Below are 18709 nucleotides of genomic sequence, written 5' to 3' on the forward strand. Positions count from 1 at the left end.
GCGGGACCATTGACGGCAACGGGTGTCGGAACAAGATTAGCCTAGCGAGGCCGAGGCTTGTGTTCGTCAGGCCTTTGCTCGCCCAACGGTTCAGTTTATGGGCAAAGAGCAGCTCTGGCACTGGGCCATGACGTGGTGCAGGAGCCCATCATCCTCCAGCTGCAGCCAGGCTTCGGCAAGCGCCTCGCCGTCCAAGCTCAGGGCCAGTTCGTCGCAGTTGCCGTTGCATACCTCGATGCGGTACCAGGTGCTGCCAAAACGGTAGTGCAGGACATACCCCGGCCAGCCTGCCGGCAACAGTGGCTCCAGGCGCAGGGTGTCGCCATTGCGTTTCAGGCCGAGCAGACTTTCGATGATTAACCGGTACATCCAGCCGGCAGATCCGCTGTACCAGCTCCAGCCCCCCCTCCCGGCGTGGGGCGCAACGGCGTAGACATCGGCGGTCATGACATAGGGTTCGACCTTGTAGGTGTCGATCAACGTGCTGCAGCCCTGACGTACCGGGTTGATCAGGCGCAGCAGTTCCCAGGCTTCATGGGAGTCGCCCAGGCGTGCATAGGCCATGCTCGCCCAGATGGCCGCATGTGTATATTGCCCGCCGTTTTCACGCACGCCTGGCAGGTAGCCTTTGATGTAGCCAGGGTCCAAGTCACCTTGGTCGAAGGGCGGGTCGAGCAGTTTGACGATGCCGATGTTGCGGCGTACCAGGTGGTTGTCCAGTGCGGCCATGGCCAGGCGGGCACGTTCGGGCGAGGCGACCCCGGACAGCACGGCCCAGCTTTGCGCCAGCGAGTCGATTCGGCACTCCTGATTGCTCGCTGAGCCCAGTACCTGGCCATCGTCGAACCAGGCGCGGCGATACCAACCGCCATCCCAGGCATGCGCCTCCAGTTTTTCCGCGAGTTCGCCGGCCTGGTTGGCGCACTGCAGCGCAAAGCCACTGTCGCCGTGTCGCAAGGCGACGCTGCCGAAAGCCCGCAGCACCTCGTGGCCAAAGAAGCCCAGCCATACGCTTTCGCCTTTTCCTTGTTCGCCAACCCGGTTCATGCCGTCATTCCAGTCGCCGCTGCCCATCAACGGCAAGCCGTGAGCCCCGCACTGCAGGGCATGGGCGATGGCGCGCTGGCAATGTTGGTAAAGGCTCTCGACCAGCTCCGAGTGCGCGGGCAGATCGTAGTAGGACTCCTCACCGGCATTGAGTGCACGCCCCTGCAGATAGCCGACCGGTTCGTCGAGCACGCTGTAGTCCCCTGTGACTTCCACGTAGCGGCTGGCTGCCAGTGGCAGCCACAGCAGGTCGTCCGAGCAGTGGGTACGCACGCCCCGCTGAAGCGGTGGGTGCCACCAGTGCTGTACATCACCTTCGGCATACTGGTGAGCGGCGCACGTCAGGAGGTGTTGGCGCACCGCCATTGGGGCTGCATGGACCATGGCCATGCTGTCCTGCAACTGGTCACGGAAACCGATGGCGCCCCCGGACTGGTAGTAGCCGCTGCGCGCCCAGAACCGGCAGGCGATCACTTGGTACATCAACCAGCCGTTGGCCAGCACATCAAGCTCGGGTTCCGGCGTCTCGATCTGCACGGTTTCGAGTGTCCGTCGCCAGTAGGCGCGGACCTTGTCGAGCGTGTCCCTGGCGGCTTGCAGGCCACGATATTGCTGGACGCAGCGGGTGGCGGCACTGGCGTCCTGGGCGGCGCCCAGGCGAAACACCACTTCATGACTTTCGCCAGGCTCCAGCTGCAGCGCCACCTGCAGCACCGCGCACGGGTCCAGGCCCCCGCCAGTGCGTCCCGACAGCCGCGTCTGGCGCATACCCAAGGGTGCATGACAATCGCCGTTGGGTCCCAGGAACTCGCTGCGATCACAGGTCTGACCCTGCACGGGCAAGTCGCAATCGAGAAACGCCACCTGGGTGGAAAACTCCACTGCGAAACTGTTACGGGCAAACATTGCACCGCTGACCGGGTCAGTCTCACTTACCACATGCATGGCGGTTCTGCGGCGAAGGTCGCCCAGTACCCACTCGGCGAAGCAAGTGAGTGACAACCGTCGTATCCGAGCTGAGGTGTTGTGCACCTTGAGCCGGCTGAACTTGACCGGGGCATCCAGTGCAACATGCACCCAGAGCTCAGTATGCAGGCCGTCTTCTGTGTACTCGAACACGCTGTAGCCAAAGCCATGGCGGGTGCGGTAACGGCCAGGGCCCGGGCAGGGCTGCGGGGTCGGCGACCAGTACTCGCCGCTGTCTTCGTCGCGCAGGTAGAAGGCTTCGCCGCTGGGGTCGGCGACCGGGTCGTTGTGCCAGGGCGTCAACCGGTACTCGTGAGCGTTCTCGTACCAAGTATAGGCGCTACCGACCTCGGAGACCACGCAGCCGAACTGCGGGTTGGCCAAGATGTTGACCCACGGCGCCGGCGGCGGTGTGCCGGGAAGCAACGGGATGACGTATTCGCGGCCGTCGGCGCTGAACCCGCCATAAGGGTTGCGCAGCATCAACGCCGCCTGCTCCAGCGGCAGATGGCTGGCGGTTGATGGCCTGGGGTTAGGCGCACTGGCCTGGAGGGCTGGGGGAACCGGTGGCTGTCGCCGCAAGTGCAGTTGCTCGGCCAGCGTACCGAGCCTGTCATCGAGCACCAGCCGCGCTACCGACAGGGTCAGCAGCCGGTCCTCGGCGGACAGTTGCTGCGCAGGACGTACGAAGATGCCGCCGGGGCGGTCGAGCAGGGCCGCTTCGCTGCCGGAAGCAACGATTCCCATGATCAGTTCCTGCAGTTGCTGGCGGTAGCCCGCCTGGTCCTCGTTCCAGATCACCAGGTCGAGCGCCAGCCCTTTCTGGCGCCAGTAGGCATGGGCCAGCACCATCTGCTTGACCAGATGGATGTTGGCCGGGTCGCCGATCTGCACCAGCACGATCGGCAGGTCACCGGACAAGCCCTGGCCCCACAGGCCGGACTGGCTTCGCCGGTTGCTGGCCAGCAGTGCTCCGCTGGCGCGCAGGCTGGCATTGGGGTAGAGCACCGAGGCGGCCATCTGCTCGAAGAGCCGGGCGTCGGTCAGCGAGCCGTTAAGCTGGTGCAGTAGCACCTGGCTGTGCGGCCAGGCCAGGTCGAACACCCGGTCAGCCAAGTGTTGGTCGCGGTACTTGGCGACCTGTTGCAGGCAGGCGTCGCGGCTGTCGGTCACGCCGGTGACCAGATCAAGCGTGGCCGCATGGCCGGGCATCAAGGTGATGCGGCAGCGGATGGCCACGATCGGGTCCAACACGGCCCCTGCGCTGCCGGACAATGCTTCGGTGCCGCGGTCCAAGGCTGCCGGCCTTGCCAGAGTCCGCCCACGGCCTATGAAGCGAGCCCGATCGGTTTCGTAGGACAGCGCATCGATGTTGGCCCCGTGCACTGCCAGCACGTGGCACATCCACGGCACGGGATCTTGTTGCGAGCGCGGCCGCCGCGTGCAGAGAATCGCTTGCAGCGGGCGGATCAGTTCGGTCTGGATGAACAACTTGCTGAAGGCCGGGTGCAGGGCATCGCTCAAGGCCGGTGCCAGCACCACTTCGGCGTAGCTGGTCAGCTCAAGGGTGCGGGGCTGGTCGCCATGGTTGGTCAGGTGCAGGCGGCGCAGTTCGATGTCGTCCTCGGGCGACACGGCAATTTCTGTGTGGCAGTCGAAGTCTCGCTCGCGCACGCGAAACTCCGCGCGGCCGTCGCTGAAGATCGCCTCCTGGACTTTCGTGCGGTGCCGTGTCGGCTGGTAGGTGGTAGACCAGTAAGCGCCACTGGCAACATCTCGCAAGTAGCAGAAGCTGCCCAGGTCGCTGCAGCTGGTGTCTTCGTGCCAGCGAGTTACCGCCAGTGAATTGTGCTGACTGTAGCCACTGCCCACGTGATTGACCATGACGTGATAGCGCCCGTTAGACAGCAGTTGCACGGCCGGGTGGCGCCGGTTTGGCTCGACGAACACCCGGAGGCGTATCTCGGTGGCGCGCTCGGCAGTCTCCACGATCGGGGCCTGGAGAGTATGCAGGTACGGCGCAGCGGTTTTCGGTACGCGCTCCTGTAAAAGCAGCATACTGGCCTGGAACTGTGGGTCGGATGCAAAGCGCCGTTGCATGGGCTTGTTCAGCAGCACAGCGGTCAGAGCCAGGAAACTCATGCCCTGGTGGTGGGCCATGAAGGAGCGGATTATCACGGCGTCCTGCCCGGGCGGCAGGCGTGCCTCGGTGTAGTCCACGGCTTCGTACAGCCCGAAGCGGCCAGCCAGCCCGAGCGTGGCCAGCCGTTGCAGGTTACGACGGGCGGCATTGGGCGCCACCATCAAGGCCAGCGCGCTGGCGTAAGGGGCCACCACCCGGTCTTCACCCAGGCCGCGTTTGAGGCCGAGTCCCGGAACGCCGAACGCCCGGTACTGGTAGTTGAAGTGCGCGTCCAGCGCATTGTAGGCCGACTCCGAGACGCCCCAGGGCAGGCCTGACTGCCTACCATGTTCGATCTGGCGATTGACAGCGGCCTGGCAAGTCTGGTCGAGCAGTGTGCCCTCATAGTTCGGCATCACCAGCAGCGGCATCAGGTACTCGAACATCGAGCCGGACCAGGAAAGCAGCACAGGAACGCCAGCATTGCTGGTGAGCAGCCGGCCCAGTGCGAACCAGCTGTCCTGGGGCACCTGCCCCTGTGCGATGACCACGAAGTTGGTCAAGCGCATCTCAGATGCCAGCAGGTCGTAGAACGCGGCATCCAGGCGATGCTCGTCGGCGTTGTAGCCGATGGAGAACAGGTTGCGATGGCTGTCGTAAAGGAAGGTGAAGTCCATGTCGGCCAAGGTTTCAATGCGGCTGGCCAGGGCGTGCGCCTGGGCGATGCGTTGGCGGGCAAGCGCCCTGACGTTGGCCACGGCAAGTCGCTCGGGCTCCGGCCACTGCTCTACGTCCAGCTGTGCCAGATGACGCCAGCTCAACGGGGCCGGGGGCTGCTGATCGTTGCCTGACGGCAATTGCAGTTGCTGCAATTCTCCGCTCAGGTCCAGGCATTGCCGATAGAGGGCATTTAGCCAGAATGCAAAGTCGTCAGTCACTTGCGCCCCTGGCGCAACGGCAGCCGGTTGCGTGATCAGCGCCTGCAGCTGTTCTACAAGCATCGGCAACAGTGCGGCCGGCTCGTTGCCTGCCTGCACATGGGCCTGCCACACCTGCTCGCGCAGAGCCTTTATCGGCTGGGCGTCACAGCTTGTGCTGGGGCAGACGTCCAGTAGCGTGTCGAAGGTGTCGAGCAACCCCTGGGTCAGGCGCAGGTCAAGCTGCGGCGTTTCGGCCATTTCCAGGAGCCCGGGCCTGAGTGTCAGCAACAGGGCGGCCAGGTTTCCGCTGTCCACGCTGGAGATATAGAGCGGCGACAGCGGCTTGAGGGTCTGGGTATCGTACCAGTTGTAGAAGTGCCCTCTGAAGCGCTCCAGGCGGTCCATGCTGTCGAGCATCTGGGCTAGGCGTTCGAAAAGACGACCGGCACTGAGGTAACCAAAGTCATGGGCCGCCAGGTGCGAGAGGAGGGCCATGCCCATGTTGGTCGGCGAGGTGCGATGAGCGATGCTGGCGAAGGGTGGCTCCTGAATGTTGTCGGGCGGCAGCCAGTTGTCGGCAGGGCCGATGTGGCTGTCGAAGAAGGCCCAATTGGCGCGGGCCAGTCGATGCAGGAATGCCAGCTCTTCAGCGCCTGGCATGAACTCGGCCCGGCTGTTCGGGCGGCTGAGCCACCAGGCCAGCGCCGGGCCGAGCAGCCAAAGGGCAAGGATCGGCGATGCCATCAGCAGCATCACTGGCTGCATCGCCAACGCACCGCCCAGCAGCAGAACCAGGACCGGTTGCCCCCATTGCTCACGGTACATCGCCTGCAGGGTGTCGGCGCTGCTGCGTTCGTCTTCGCGCGAGGGGTTCCACTGCAGCAGGCGCCTTTTGCTGACCACGAGCCTCCACAGGGTGCGCAGGATGGCATCGAGGCTGAAGTAGGCCTCGAAGGGTAACCAGGCCAGAGACAGACCGGTACGCAAGAAATAGGTGCCAGATGTGTGCAAAGCCGCCAGCAGGTGTTCTGAAACGGGCACATCGGTGGTCTTGCCCAGCACTTCGAGCAGAGAGTCGAGCAGTGGGCGCGTCAGCAGCAACGCCAGCAGCGATAACATCCAGGCAAGTGGCGTGACACTCGCCAACCAGCACCACAGCAGCAGGGTCAGCAGCGCCGCCGGCTCCAGGCTGCGGCGCAGGTTGTCGAAAATCTTCCAGCGCGACAGGGCGCTGAGCGAGCTTTGCGCCAGGCCCTGAGTGCCCGTGCGCAGCCACGGCAGCAGCCACGGCAGTAGTTGCCAGTCGCCGCGTATCCAGCGGTGGTGGCGTTTGCTGTCGGCGCTGTAACGGGCCGGGTAGGCTTCGAACAATTGCACATCGCTGAGCAGACCAGAGTGAGCGTAGCAACCCTCGATCAGGTCATGGCTGAGTATGCGGTTGTCAGTGAAGCGGCCCTCCAGGGCCTGCTCGAAGGCATCCACTGCATAGATGCCTTTGCCGATGAACGAGCCGCTGAGAAACAGGTCCTGGTAGACATCCGAGACAGCCTGTGTGTAGGGGTCGACCCCGGCGTCGCTGCCAAACAGCCGCGCATAGCGCGAGCGCGACACACTCGGCAGGCTGATGCCCACCCTCGGTTGCAGGATTGCATAACCTGCCTGGATACGACCGGTATGTGCGTCGAAGCGCGGGCGGTTCAGCGGGTGCTGCATGGCGCCGACAAATTGATGGGCTGCACCGCGAGGCAGCTGGGTGTCGGTGTCCAGGGTGATGACATAGCGCACGTGGCCGAGGGTTTGCAGGTTGCCGACGATGCGCATGAAGCACTCGTGGCCGTGGCCGCGCAACACCGCGTTCAGCTCGGCGAGCTTGCCGCGTTTGCGCTCGCGCCCCATCCAGCAGCCTTCGGCGTTGTTCCATATGCGTGGCCGGTGAAACAGAAAAAAGCGCTCGCTGCCAGGGCCTGGATACTTGTGGTTGAGCCCCCGGATGCCTTTGCTGGCGAGCTCGAGCAGTGCTTCGTCTTCGGGCCGTGTCTGCTCGCGGGCATCCATGAAGTCGCTGAGCAGGGCGAAGTGCAGATGCTCGTCACGGTTAGCCAGGAAGCGTACCTCCAGCCCTTCGAGCAGTTCCTCGACATCGTCGGCAGTGGCCAGCAGGGTTGGCACCACCACCAATGTGCGGGCCTCTGCGGGAATGCCGGCGGAGTAGTCCAACCGCGGCAGGAAGGACGGTTTGACGGTCAGGGTCACCAGCCAGTTCACCAGGCCGATGGCCAGGCGGCTGGTGCTCAGCAGTATCGGCACGGCCATGCCGGCGAGCACCGCGATGGGCCATCCCTCCAAGTTGATGGCGCGTATGAAACCCCACGCAAACAGGCAGGACAGAAGGGCCACAGGCACCAGATAGAACGCCAGCGGTGCCCGGTGCAACAGGCGCTGCCACCGCTCGGCCAGCGGCACCCGCGCAGCCAGGCGCTGCTCCAACAACGGCAGCCCGGCACCTGCCAGGTAGAAGCCCACATGTTCGGCCTCTTCACCGTGTGCGGCCCCCGCCGCCTGGGCCAGTTCGATAGCCGTGCGTGCCACGGCGGCTTCGCTGAAGGCGCAGTGGCGTGCCAGGCGTTCGACAACGTGCCGGTAATGGTCGCGGCTGGTGAAGTCCATGGCTGGGTAGACGGCGGCCGGGTCGCGGCACAGTGTCTGCTCTACATGGCTCAGGTGCTCGACGAACAGTCGCCAATCGATGGTCGACAGCAGTCGCAGGCTGCCGATGCTGTTACTGATGGAGACCTGATCGATGGCTTGCTGCTGAGCATCGAGCTGCACATAGCGCTCGATGCTCAGTGCCGACTCGCTGAGCATCTGCTCCACCCACAGCAGCGGCTGGGTCAGCGAAGCGCTGTGGCCCTGTAGCCTCCTGGCCAGCTCGGCGACGAAGGCGGCGGTCATCGGCGGTTCCGAACGGGCCATGTCGGCGACCACAAGCACCACGCTCTTGGCATCGCGCTCGGCGGTATCGCCAAGCCGGTCGGCCCAGACATTGGCCAGGTCGCGGTCAGCCCAGTTGGCCATTACCCGCGCCGCCACCCGTCGCAGGTTCTCGATCAGGGCCAGGCGGAGCATTATCGGGATCGCCCAGAGCTCTCCCAGGGTCAGGGTGGCGGCCTGCTGATAGGCCTCGGCGAAACGGCTGAGGCTTTCGGCGTCGATCCGCCCGTCACCATGGGAAATGGCCTCCAGCGCAATGTCGTAGACACGCGGCAGGCCGGTGGAGGGGCCGTTGTCCAGCCTTGGCAGCTGCAGGCTGTAGTCGGCTGGCAGGTGGCGTTTGGCAATACGTATCTGGGTTTCGACCAAGTAGAAGTTGTCGAGCAACCACTGCGCAGCGGGCAATGCCGGACGCGAACTGGGCAGGGCGCCGCCTAGGGCAGTGCAACTGGTGGAGAGCATGCGCTCGTTATCGGCCAGGCGGTCGAGCAGCGCGTCGTCCGCCGGCAATCGGCTCAAGCGATGATGATGGGCCAGCCAGAGGCCGTGCTCGGCCATCTGGTCGGCGTTGTACAGCTCTGAGCGCAGCAGGCTTTCATAGGTGAATGTATTTGGGGACGAGCGCCAACGCCCGGCATGTGCGTACAGGCGACGAAGGTAGGCGAGTGCATTGAGCCAAGGACTGTCCATGGTGTGCTGGTTTGCCTATCTAGCCTTTCAGCTGTCAGTCTGCGGCGGTCGTTGAGCAGCGTCTGTACGGTAGCGAACAGACTCGCACCGGGCCGGCGCCCAAGCTGACTACATGCACCGTTTGACATCGCGGCGGTGCTTCTAACCCTGTCTACCCGGCAGGGTCGGCAATATCCGCTCGCTGGAGGCCCCCCTTGAACGCGCTTTTAAAGGAAACCGTTAATTTGGCGTGCATCTGCACGGACGTAGCATCGCAAATACGGGAAGACACTTCAGATTTCGGGTTGCTGTTGACATCGCAGAACGGGCAGATCGCCAGCGCGAATGCGGCATTGTGCCGCCTGCTGGGGTACAAACATGAAGCCTTGGTTCGCATGCGGCTTCAGCAACTTCTTACAATAGAAGCCAAGGCCCTTCACCAGTTGTACTGGCAGCCACTGATGGGGACATTGGGGGCGGTGGCAAACGTCAAGTTTGATTTCGTGCACTGTAAGGGCTTCACCCTGCCGCTGATATCCAATGCTATTACCTGCGCGCATTCGAATGGCATCGTTCACGAGCTGACCATGTTTAACTCTGACGAACAGCGTTACGAGCGTGATCTGCTGCGCGCGCGCCTATTGGCCGAACGCTGTCTGGCTAAAAACCTCAAGACACAGCGCGCATTACTGTCTCCTAGCCATGTCTGCGTGATACAGCCTACTGAGAGTGCACAGTCCCTGCCGGCCGAGCAAATACTTGGTATCGTCAGTCATGAACTGCGTACGCCACTTCTGGCAATCAGAATGGCGACCGACTTGTTGACACGACGCTCACATGCGGCCGAAAGCCCCAAGTTGCTCACAGCGATCAGCCACTCCGTATCACGCGCGCAGCGGCTCGTGGCGGACTTGCTGGATTTCACGCTCATCCAGGCCGGGCGCGGTATCTCCATTCAGCCCAGGGTTGCTGACCTGCCGCACACCGTGGAGGGGTGCCTCGATGAATTGCGGCTAACGTTTCCAGGTCGTCAACTGACTTATCAGCATACCGGGGAACGTAGCGCCCTGATCGACTCCGACCGCCTGTACCAGCTGATCGGCAATCTGGTGGCTAACGCAGTGGCCTATGGCGATCCAAGCAAGTCCGTTTACGTGACATCCTGCATCAAAGAAACGACAGCAACCCTGACGGTGCACAACAGCGGCGCGCCGATTTCCCTTGAACTGCTAAAGCATGTTTTCGAACCTTTGGTGCGTGGGAATCAGCGACTTGGGGGCGCTACCAGCATAGGCCTCGGACTCTTTATCGTGAGCCAGATAGCTAAGGCTCATGCGGGCTGTGTGTCAGTCGATTCTACAAAGCAGAACGGCACCACCTTCACTGTGAGACTATCGCAGCAGAGTGCAGGCACAGACTCGACCTCGACTCCCACTTTTCCGTCACCTTGAGCTTCATCCTTGGGAAGTTTTATATGGCATGAGCCTGTGCAGGCTTCGGTTTGCAGGGGAAGTCTCTTGCAATTGCAGATTTAAACAAGAGAAAGACTAACCAGCTTGTAAAAGTAGCCCGCATCTAGGCGGATGATTTCGCCACAGAGTCCCTTGCTGCTTTCCGCGAAGGGCAGCTATGGGTCGATAGCAGCCGTTGCAGGCAATAGTTGGCGTCATCCTTCCCTTCGCATGCGCCCTATAATCATTCTACTAAGTGCAGCGAGCAGAGCATGAAACGAACCTTAGAAGGCATGGCCAAAGCTGGTGAACCGCTGCTGCGCGAGGCCCTTGAAGCGATAAGGGCGCATCAAAATGCTCAAGATAGCAGGGTGCCTCCCGACGAACTGGAACGGCTCAGACTGCTGGCGGACTCGCTGTATCAGGCGGTAGCGGACTTCCAGTTGCTGGAAGCCGGCCGTCGGTCCGAATCAATTCACTGAATTCGAGGTTCTGATGGAAAAGCTGCCCAAAATTTTGGCACCTTATCACCAAGCCTACAGCGATGCAGTAGAGGCAATGCGTCAGTACCACGAAGCTTTGGATACTGGCGCGCCCGTAGTCGAGGTAGAGCGATTGCGTCTTATTGCCGAGTCTCTATTCCAGGCGGTAACTGACTATCAAATGAGGGCCTTCGGCTGTGGCGGAAGAGCGACTCACTGATGGCATTTTCGTGGAAGACAGCATGTCGTGCAGATAACCGCTTTGTCCCACAACATCCTTCGCGAACCTCCACTTATGGGGGCGGCCCTGGAATCGCTGTACCAGCTAAGGGATTAGCTACCCAGGTCGCCCGAATGTCCATGACGCGGGTTAATGACCGTTTGAGACACCGCCCGGAGTCGCCGGATACGATGGCGCTTTTGGATTCTGGGCCTTGCGCAGAGAGGATTTCCGAATGTACGTACTGACTTTTACCCAGGCTCGCGCCGAACTGAAGCAGACTATGGATGATGTTTGCCGGGACCACGAGCCCGCCATAATCACGCGCCAGTGTGGCGAACCTGTCGTAATGCTCTCCTTGGAGGACTACAACGGCCTGAACGAGACCTTGTATCTGACGGCCTCGTCTAAGAACGCTTCACGACTTCGCGCTTCCATTGCTCAGCTCCAGGCCGGCCAAGCCGTAACCAAGGAACACTACTGAGCAAGCAGAAACAGACCAACAAAGATAGCGCCCGCACCAGCGAAGGTCTGGAGTTTACGGATATTGCACGGGAGGATTACTGCCACTAGCGGCAGGCCGACCGCAACCTGGGCAGTCCTTGGAGCGATGCCTAACTCAGTCGTATCAATTTCGATTTTTTCGCATCTATTCCGAAACCTACACGCGGGGCTCGCTCCTCGCTACCCTACATTCCCGGTACAGTGTTCGGTAACCTGGACGATCTGCTCCTGCAATTCCTCAGGGCCTTTGTCTTGAGGAATGTAGGTGTGAATGACATTTGCCGGCTACCTAGCTGTGCTGTCCGCGGGGTCCCTTGGAAAAGCTGGTCCATCAAACCGGCTTCTTAGGCTTACCTGCGAAATCGATGTACCCAAAAAATGCTTCTCTCGTTTCTTGCTCACTAAGCTTTTCAGCCACCGGCTTTCGGGTCGACTTTCTTGGAGCGGGAGCGACAGGCACTTCAATTTGCTGCTGCGCTAAACGTTCGGCCTTGGTCAACGCCGAATCGAACACTCTCGCGACCATGCGCTGATGTCGCTCATCTTTAGCGAATTTCACCACGTTGCTCTTATAGGCAGCTGGCAGGTCAAATGGGCATTTCAGGTCAAGTCGAATAGAAGACTGTCCACTTCCCAACGAATCGGTGTGCAAGTCTTCCACATCTTTTGCATTGCTTGTATACGCGGCCGAACGATAAGCACGCGCAAGGTCCACCTGTTCAATCCAGTATCGACCATCGTTACGGCACTCTATATACGCCTGACTCAATAATTGGACTGCAAGTCTTTTTATTCCGAAGGTGTAGCGATACAGATCCCCTGCAAAGTCTCCAGTGCCCGGCCTGATACAACCATTGCTGACCCTTACACATTCCTCCACATAGTCAGCCCAGTCCTTGCTACCAGGTGGATCTGGCAACATGATGCGGGGTAGAGAGAGTAATCTTTGCTTGTCTTCACTATTACGGCCCAACAACCTATGCACCAAGCTGTAATTACTGACAAATAAAGACGGCGGCCCAATCGAAGCCATTGTCAGAATAATTTCTGTGATTTTTGCAGTGCCAATGCCCAAGTTGAAAAACTGAGTTTCATCGAGTAGCGCGAGCGGTACCCCGTATCTGTAGGCTTGCCTTCTAGCTTCTAACAGGAACTTTTCCTGGCTTCCGCTAGGAGGTTTGCCACCGCCATATAAATAGTCGATCAGCAGGCTTTTTCCACTGACTTTTTCTTTAGCGCTGGCATACCAATGAGACGCCAATGTTATATGCCCATCGTAATGCGACGAATAAAACTCAACAGGTTCAGGCATCACTTTTCGAAGCGCCGCAATAGTGCGACTTTTCCCAACGCCGGCCAGTCCAGTTAAGCATATCGGATAAATATCTGCCTCAGGTGGCGTGTAGATTCGAGATACATACTCAACCTCGCTAGCGAATATTGCATCAAAGTGCAACTTCGCCCTACCGACCATCTCCTGGATTAACTGGATTGAAAACTGGTTCGGTAGGAATATTTCGCTGAGCGCCTTCGCGAAAATCGCGCCTCCTATGAGTGGCTGACACTCAGCCAATGAAGATACTGGTTCCGGCCTAACGGTTATCCTTTCCCGGATAGTAACAGGGTCCAATGAATGGCTGAAGCGCCCGTGAATTATCCCGTTCATTTAGACTTACCTATAAATTTATTGTAGTCAGCAGTATCACGCTTGGCTGCAGCATTTTTTGGAGCGCGGCCGGTTCTACGTACTCCCGCTCCCCCATCCACACCGGTTACTTCCTTTACCCTATCATTATAGAACGACTGTGCAGCTACACCCTGTGCTAATAGTGCGGCTATACCCTCGCGCTGTAGTTTATTAACAGCTTGTAAATCCCAAAGAGAAATATCGGAATCACCCTCTAAAGTACGAATAGACTTGACCATATCAAGTTCATACAAGCGCCCATCAACCTCAATCCAGATGTGCCGTACGCACATGGTAAGAACGTATACCTGTGCAGGTATTACACTGGTTTTAGCCACTCTGTCGAAAACACCGGTGGCGACTAACTCTGGCGACCTATACTTGCGCCCGTAAAAATAGATAGCGTCTTGACGAATGGTGGCCGGATGTTTATCCAAAAAGGTTCTGACCGCAGTATCAAATTGCATTCCAACCGATGAATCACGTCCTCGACGACTCCAATAATTCCAGATCCCCAGCGGAGATGGCGTCACGCCCGCAATGTACATCCTTTCATCCATGCGCCCACTCGCGTTAGATAAACTGTTATCTTTCAAAACTTGGATGATTTCTCTCTTAGACATCTGGACAAAATTCAACGCACTTTGGAAATAGCTCGGCTGTGCCAAGATCTGCTTATCACGGGGATGAGAAGACTCAATTGAGGCCTTGGATTGGCCCGAAAAGACTGGGGTTGCCTCAAAAGTTCCCAACCAATTAATTTCCGCTTCAACATCTAATGTCGAGCCAGGACCTCGATCAAAAATAATGCTACCTGTGACGCCCTCACAGGGCCACTCATCTTTAGTAATTGGGCAACCGAACAATTCGCAGAATTTATCCTTCCTCAAGGCCATTGAGAACAGGCACATGCGGTAAGCTGCTAAGGTTTCCTTTCCTTCAGCAAATCCGATCCCGACAATTGCGCCGGATAAAACACAAACAGCTCGAACCACACAAAATCCGTCTATAGCACTACCTTCTGTAACGCCGGTTAATTTCTCAGAAACATAGTAACCGTCGAACTCAACAATCTGATTGACGTTCTGTACACGCTCAGAGAAACTTCCGATATCGCCCGACTTTGCTCGTGTAGAGTGTTTCCCACGCACCCCAACTGATCTAGAATTTTCAGTGAAGTGCTTTTCAATACGGTATCGAATCTGAGACTCGGATGGAAATGGAAGTCCCTGGGGGTGGATAAACTTCTTAGTATCACCGCTTTTGACCGCAACGCAACCGAATTCCTTCGTAAGAATTTCACTATATATTCTCGCCCTGGTTTTGTAAGGCGATCTATGGGCTATATATCCAGCAATAATCTTTTTCACCATATCCACATTGGATGCGTAGCCCTGGTGCTTACCGGCTCGGCCAATTTTACGTTTTCGGTTTTGAGCAAGCCTATCCCAAGTACCAATTCTGTGAAGTGGAGGCATCAATGCCCACTTGTTTCTGCCAAAAATGATGTACGTATAAAACCAAAGACGTAGCCGTGATGCATTTTGTTGAGGTTTTTTTTGCTTGGCGTGCGCATTGATAATGGCATCGGGGTTTTCGCTGGCCAAAATTTCATTATGACGTTGCACTAACTCGGCAATCGCAAAAAACCGCCGGTTCACCTTGACCTCATAGGACTCTTTTGTGGAAAAACGTCGCCGCTCGAGTTCATATATGGCCAAACCTTCAATGGGGCCTAGCCATGGAGGGTACATCTCTACCTCTCCCGATCCTTCGATCAGCCCTGTCTCAAGGCCCTCTTCAAAGTCGATAGTGGTGAGCGTGATCAAGGAGGCGGCGAGTTCTTTCCCCTTATCAAAAAAGTAGATAAGCCTTGCTCGATTATTGTCAGCATCATTTTTCAGAAGGTAATAGGTGACTCCCTTCGAAAGGCTGAGGTATCCATCAGGTGCGATCAACCGTGCTCCAGTGATCACGAGGCATGCTCCTGAAAGAGTGAGCCATAGACATCCACCAGGTCGCGGCCATCCGTGTCTAGGGGATGATCGATGAGGAAGGGCTTGAGGAAATTGACGATCAGGCGCCGCTCCCAGATGTCCTGATAAATACGCGCGATAAATTGGTCAGGAGCTCCCCAGCGGGCGCCATACCCCAAGGCTACGTATGCAACGGGATTGCCAAGCCGCACAGCTTCCGCCACATCTGCGCTGAAATCCCCAAGCAAGGCCGCCGGATGTGTTAGCAGCAAACCGTGCATAGGGAAGATCAGGTCCAGATTCGCCTGCACGACCTTGGTGATGGTGTCCAGCGAGAGCTGCAGCGTTCTGATACCGGCACTGGAATAGTAGGTGCTCTCGAGCTCAGCACGCTGAAGAGCGTATTCCTGATCGAGCCTCTGTTGGACAGGTGTTTTAGCTTCGGACAAGCGACGCTCTGCAAAGGCGGCGTCGCGGTCTTTGATGCTCCAGTTCACCGCATAAGGCGTTCCATCCGCTCGGAGCAGGTAGAGCAGCAAATCACCTTGGTAGGGAAATGGCATCCTGCGCAAAACACCGTGCATGGGTACCGTCACCTCAGCATGCTTGAAGCCCATCTCTTTGGCGATATTCGTGGTTCCGCGGGTGGGTGGAGGGAAAGTGCCTTTGGCTAGTGGGTGCCCTTTGAGCGGATGTGCGAAATCGTATGGCCATAGCATTTTCTGCTCGTGGATATCGATCAGGTTGGGGTGGTGCAGGGCAAGCTGGGTGAAAACTCTTTCGGGAGTCGAGAGAGCATGAACAGCCCGACCCAGCTTTCGGCTGTTGAGTTGGGTAATACGAGAGTGCTTCGGTGCTTCCCGCGGGATCGCCAACGTGGAGGGGATGTACCGTTCACCCCAGCGGAATTGTCCTTGGCGATCCATGATGAGGTCGTACTTTTGCTGCATGTTCATTCAAGCATTCCATTCGTCTCGGCTAAAACTGCCGTACTGCAGCTGGGGATAAGTGCTCAGCTGTACGGCAAGCCCTTGCCTGGCGGGCAGGCGACAAGATGCGAGCTGTGGATAACGCTCAGTATCTTGTGGATGAACGAAGCCCTGCAGGACTTGACGTCCCGCATGCAAGGGATGGACAATGGATTGGCAAGGGTTGAAATTTGCTTTATCCACAGGGGCCCAAGGTCGCACTTGGGCTTTTGTCCATCTGGCTTCGATAGCTCGCACTACAGAGCTACTACTATTCAGATCTCATAAATCAACCTCTCAAAATTCCGTTTAACGGAAATAATTAACCCCTTAGAATTCCGTTTAACGGAAGTTTCTCTAGAATATTCCGGCCGTATTGCTGATTCCGACCCGCGTAACCTTCCTATGCTACTGCTTCTAGTTGTCTGATGACAATAGAAAAGTTTCGCTTTTTCCTCTCCGCCGATATCGCTTTACGCCACGTGAGTCGTGTTAATTTCAATTAAGAATTTAAAACACAATCGTTATTCACTTATTTTCCTTCTAACGCAAAGTATTCATCTAATATGATTTCTATCTAGCTTCCGAGTTAAAGTCATGCTTGATGAACACGGCTGTGTACTGCGTTGGCTTGCAGATGAGACGTTTTTTAGTATCTGCAGCCGTCAGCATATTTTTCTAGGACATATCAAATCAGCTGCTACAACAGCTTGGTTATTCAATATTGGTATGACTGGCTTTGCTCACGATTTCCCATTCAATCTTGATGCGTTACACGGCGAGGTGGAGGCAACATGGGGAGATGCGACTTCAATAATTCTTGACCACACAATCTTGCCGCTATTCTTTCCCTTCCAATCCCGAGCGCACGTGGAAGAGGTAATCCAGGCGCTCAGAAGCCCAAGATTAGGTTCGCTGAAGTACCGATTGGGGCTACTCACTAGCCGTTTCGGTGCTGAGCATCCACTCAAGGCCTGCAGTGCCTGCATGAACTCAGATCGCTCGGAGTGTGGAGTTGCCTACTGGCATCTGACTCATCAGTATCCTGGAATTGTACTTTGCCCTATACATCATTTACCTCTCCGAGAAAGCACTAAAAACCGTCAGTGGTCCGGTCGATTTCAGTGGTTCCTACCGAATGAAAATGTCTTGGCTCCCGAGAGCAGCCTCAAGCTTACTGACCATGAAATACAATCCCTAGAAGGCTTGGGACAAGGTATATTGCAACTTTCCAATTACGGATTCGGAAGGAGTTTCAATCCCGATACTGTCAGCCAGACTTATCGGTATGCCCTATCCCGCCGCGCAAATCGCGCACTGGACCAGGCAGGCTGTGGTGAGTCGTTCGCACGCTACACTACCCTCCTGCAGCGCCATCCTCCTCTGGCATCGCTGCCGACGACGGGTGCCGCTGCAGCGGCTCTGCTTGGACAGCTTACCCGTTCACCACGAGGCTACTGCCACCCCCTCAAGCACTTGACCCTGATTTCATGGCTCTATGGGTCATTGGACCTATTCGTCTCTATGTATGATCAGCAAGAACAAGCAGAGTTTTCAGACTCAGTCACCTCACTACCGATAGAGTCCAGAATAAAAAAACGTGTGCTCCCAAAAAAGCCCCCCCCCCAAAGCACTCAAAAAACCCGTCGTCCTAAAATTTTGAAAGCCCCCATCCGGTTAGCAATACTAAGAAGACTCGCGGAGGGCGCTGACAAACAATCGATTTGCTCTGACTTCAACATCAGTATTTCAACAGTTAATAAGTTGATTCGCAGCGAACCTGCTATTCGTGAGAGCTGGGAAAACCAAAGGAGATTTTCTTTGCTAATTAAGCATAGAATGACTTGGCTTTCTACAACGGAGCGTTTACCCGACGCTGGGGTGAAACGAATTCGCTCAAAAAGCCCTCATGTTTATGCCTGGCTATATCGGAATGATCATCAGTGGCTGCAGAGTCTGATTGATGCGATTCCAAAAGAGCGGTATGGAAATAATTCTAAGGTAGATTGGCTAGAGCGTGACCGTCAATTGTCCGAAGCTATCAAGTCTTCATTCAATCCCGGCACTAAGGTTCGGATCAGCAAAGTAGATTTGAACCTCCGATTTCCTTGCTTAGCGAAAGCGATAGAACATGACGACCATTACCCACTAACAAAACTTCTAGTGCGCCAACTTACCGGCAAGCAATGTAAAAAGGTCGGCGACATATGCGAAGAGCTGCCAGAGCAGCGATCCGCTGGGTCTCCATCCTCAGGCGTCACTACTGAGGCACCACTCACCCGTGAGCGAGATGCCTGAGCTGATCGATCCGCTTGAACGTCTCGTACAGAGAAATCATGTCGCCTTGAGCCATGACCTCTAGCGGCGAACGCCCTTCGAAAAAGGCATTGCCGTTCTGCAAACGGGGGAAGCTTGTGACATTCGCCTGGTTGGTGAACACCTCGCGAAGTGACGCGTGCACTCCAAGCACCAGCCCAATTCGTTGCTGCTGATCTTGATCCAGCCTCCGCACTGAACCTGGATCAGCTGCAGCCCTGCGCAACGTCGACGGAGAAATCCGAAGGATTTTACAAGCCTGATCAGACGAGGCCTGCCAAGCGCTGATGATTCGCAGCGCAGCCTTCAGGCCCACCGTCGTTTGCTCTTGAGTAAGTAGCTGGTCGCTCATCATTCTCTCCGATTCCCCACCCAACTCAGTCTACATCT

At 57.4% G+C, this 18709-nt stretch carries 10 protein-coding genes; 5 read left to right on the forward strand and 5 right to left on the reverse strand.

Features of this window, described 5'->3' with window-relative positions; all coding sequences use genetic code 11:
• Nucleotides 1-90 precede the first annotated feature (90 nt).
• Nucleotides 91-8736, reverse strand: coding sequence for a glucoamylase family protein (locus tag HU720_RS04350; RefSeq protein WP_186517560.1), 8646 nt, complete (start codon nucleotides 8734-8736; stop codon nucleotides 91-93).
• Nucleotides 8737-8930: 194 nt separating this feature from the next.
• Here HU720_RS04350 and HU720_RS04355 point away from each other — a divergent pair, with 194 nt between their 5' ends.
• The 4 genes from HU720_RS04355 to HU720_RS04370 all read left to right on the forward strand — a co-directional run bounded on the left by HU720_RS04355 (nucleotide 8931) and on the right by HU720_RS04370 (nucleotide 11352).
• Complete coding sequence (locus HU720_RS04355; protein WP_272968810.1) at nucleotides 8931-10166, forward strand: PAS domain-containing sensor histidine kinase; 1236 nt, start codon at nucleotides 8931-8933, stop codon at nucleotides 10164-10166.
• A 272-nt stretch (nucleotides 10167-10438) separates the two neighbouring features.
• A complete protein-coding gene (locus tag HU720_RS04360) occupies nucleotides 10439-10648 on the forward strand; it encodes a hypothetical protein (RefSeq protein WP_186517562.1) in 210 nt (69 codons plus the stop codon).
• Between the two features lie 13 nt (nucleotides 10649-10661).
• Nucleotides 10662-10868 (forward strand): hypothetical protein, encoded by a 207-nt coding sequence (locus HU720_RS04365; protein WP_186517564.1) that lies wholly within the window; start codon nucleotides 10662-10664, stop codon nucleotides 10866-10868.
• Nucleotides 10869-11103: 235 nt separating this feature from the next.
• Nucleotides 11104-11352, forward strand: a complete 249-nt coding sequence (locus HU720_RS04370; protein WP_186517565.1) for a type II toxin-antitoxin system prevent-host-death family antitoxin — start codon at nucleotides 11104-11106, stop codon at nucleotides 11350-11352.
• A 351-nt stretch (nucleotides 11353-11703) separates the two neighbouring features.
• Here HU720_RS04370 and HU720_RS04375 read toward each other — a convergent pair whose 3' ends face one another.
• Genes HU720_RS04375 through HU720_RS04385 form a run of 3 tightly spaced genes read right to left on the reverse strand, consistent with a single transcriptional unit; the run spans nucleotide 11704 to nucleotide 15991 of the window.
• Nucleotides 11704-13038: a transposase gene (locus HU720_RS04375; protein WP_238337616.1), complete on the reverse strand. Its 1335-nt coding sequence runs from the start codon at nucleotides 13036-13038 to the stop codon at nucleotides 11704-11706.
• Entirely contained in the window at nucleotides 13035-15035 is a 2001-nt protein-coding gene (locus HU720_RS24205) for a transposase (protein ID WP_238337617.1), read from the reverse strand. Before HU720_RS24205 ends, HU720_RS04375 begins: the two co-directional genes overlap by 4 nt.
• Nucleotides 15032-15991, reverse strand: a complete 960-nt coding sequence (locus HU720_RS04385) for a hypothetical protein (protein WP_238337618.1) — start codon at nucleotides 15989-15991, stop codon at nucleotides 15032-15034. The genes HU720_RS24205 and HU720_RS04385 overlap by 4 nt, the downstream gene beginning before the upstream one ends.
• 609 nt (nucleotides 15992-16600) lie before the next feature.
• Here HU720_RS04385 and HU720_RS04390 point away from each other — a divergent pair.
• Entirely contained in the window at nucleotides 16601-18301 is a 1701-nt protein-coding gene (locus HU720_RS04390) for a TnsD family Tn7-like transposition protein (protein ID WP_186517566.1), read from the forward strand.
• On the opposite strand, the gene HU720_RS04395 is transcribed toward HU720_RS04390, so the two are convergent.
• The gene (locus HU720_RS04395; protein WP_186517567.1) at nucleotides 18279-18674 is read right to left on the reverse strand and encodes an antitoxin Xre-like helix-turn-helix domain-containing protein; all 396 of its coding nucleotides are present in this window, start codon (nucleotides 18672-18674) and stop codon (nucleotides 18279-18281) included. The two genes, HU720_RS04390 and HU720_RS04395, sit on opposite strands and share 23 nt — an antisense overlap.
• Between the last annotated feature and the right edge of the window lie 35 nt (nucleotides 18675-18709).

It is taken from the genome of Pseudomonas sp. SWRI51, assembly GCF_014268825.1.
In the GTDB taxonomy this organism is placed as follows: domain Bacteria; phylum Pseudomonadota; class Gammaproteobacteria; order Pseudomonadales; family Pseudomonadaceae; genus Aquipseudomonas; species Aquipseudomonas farsensis.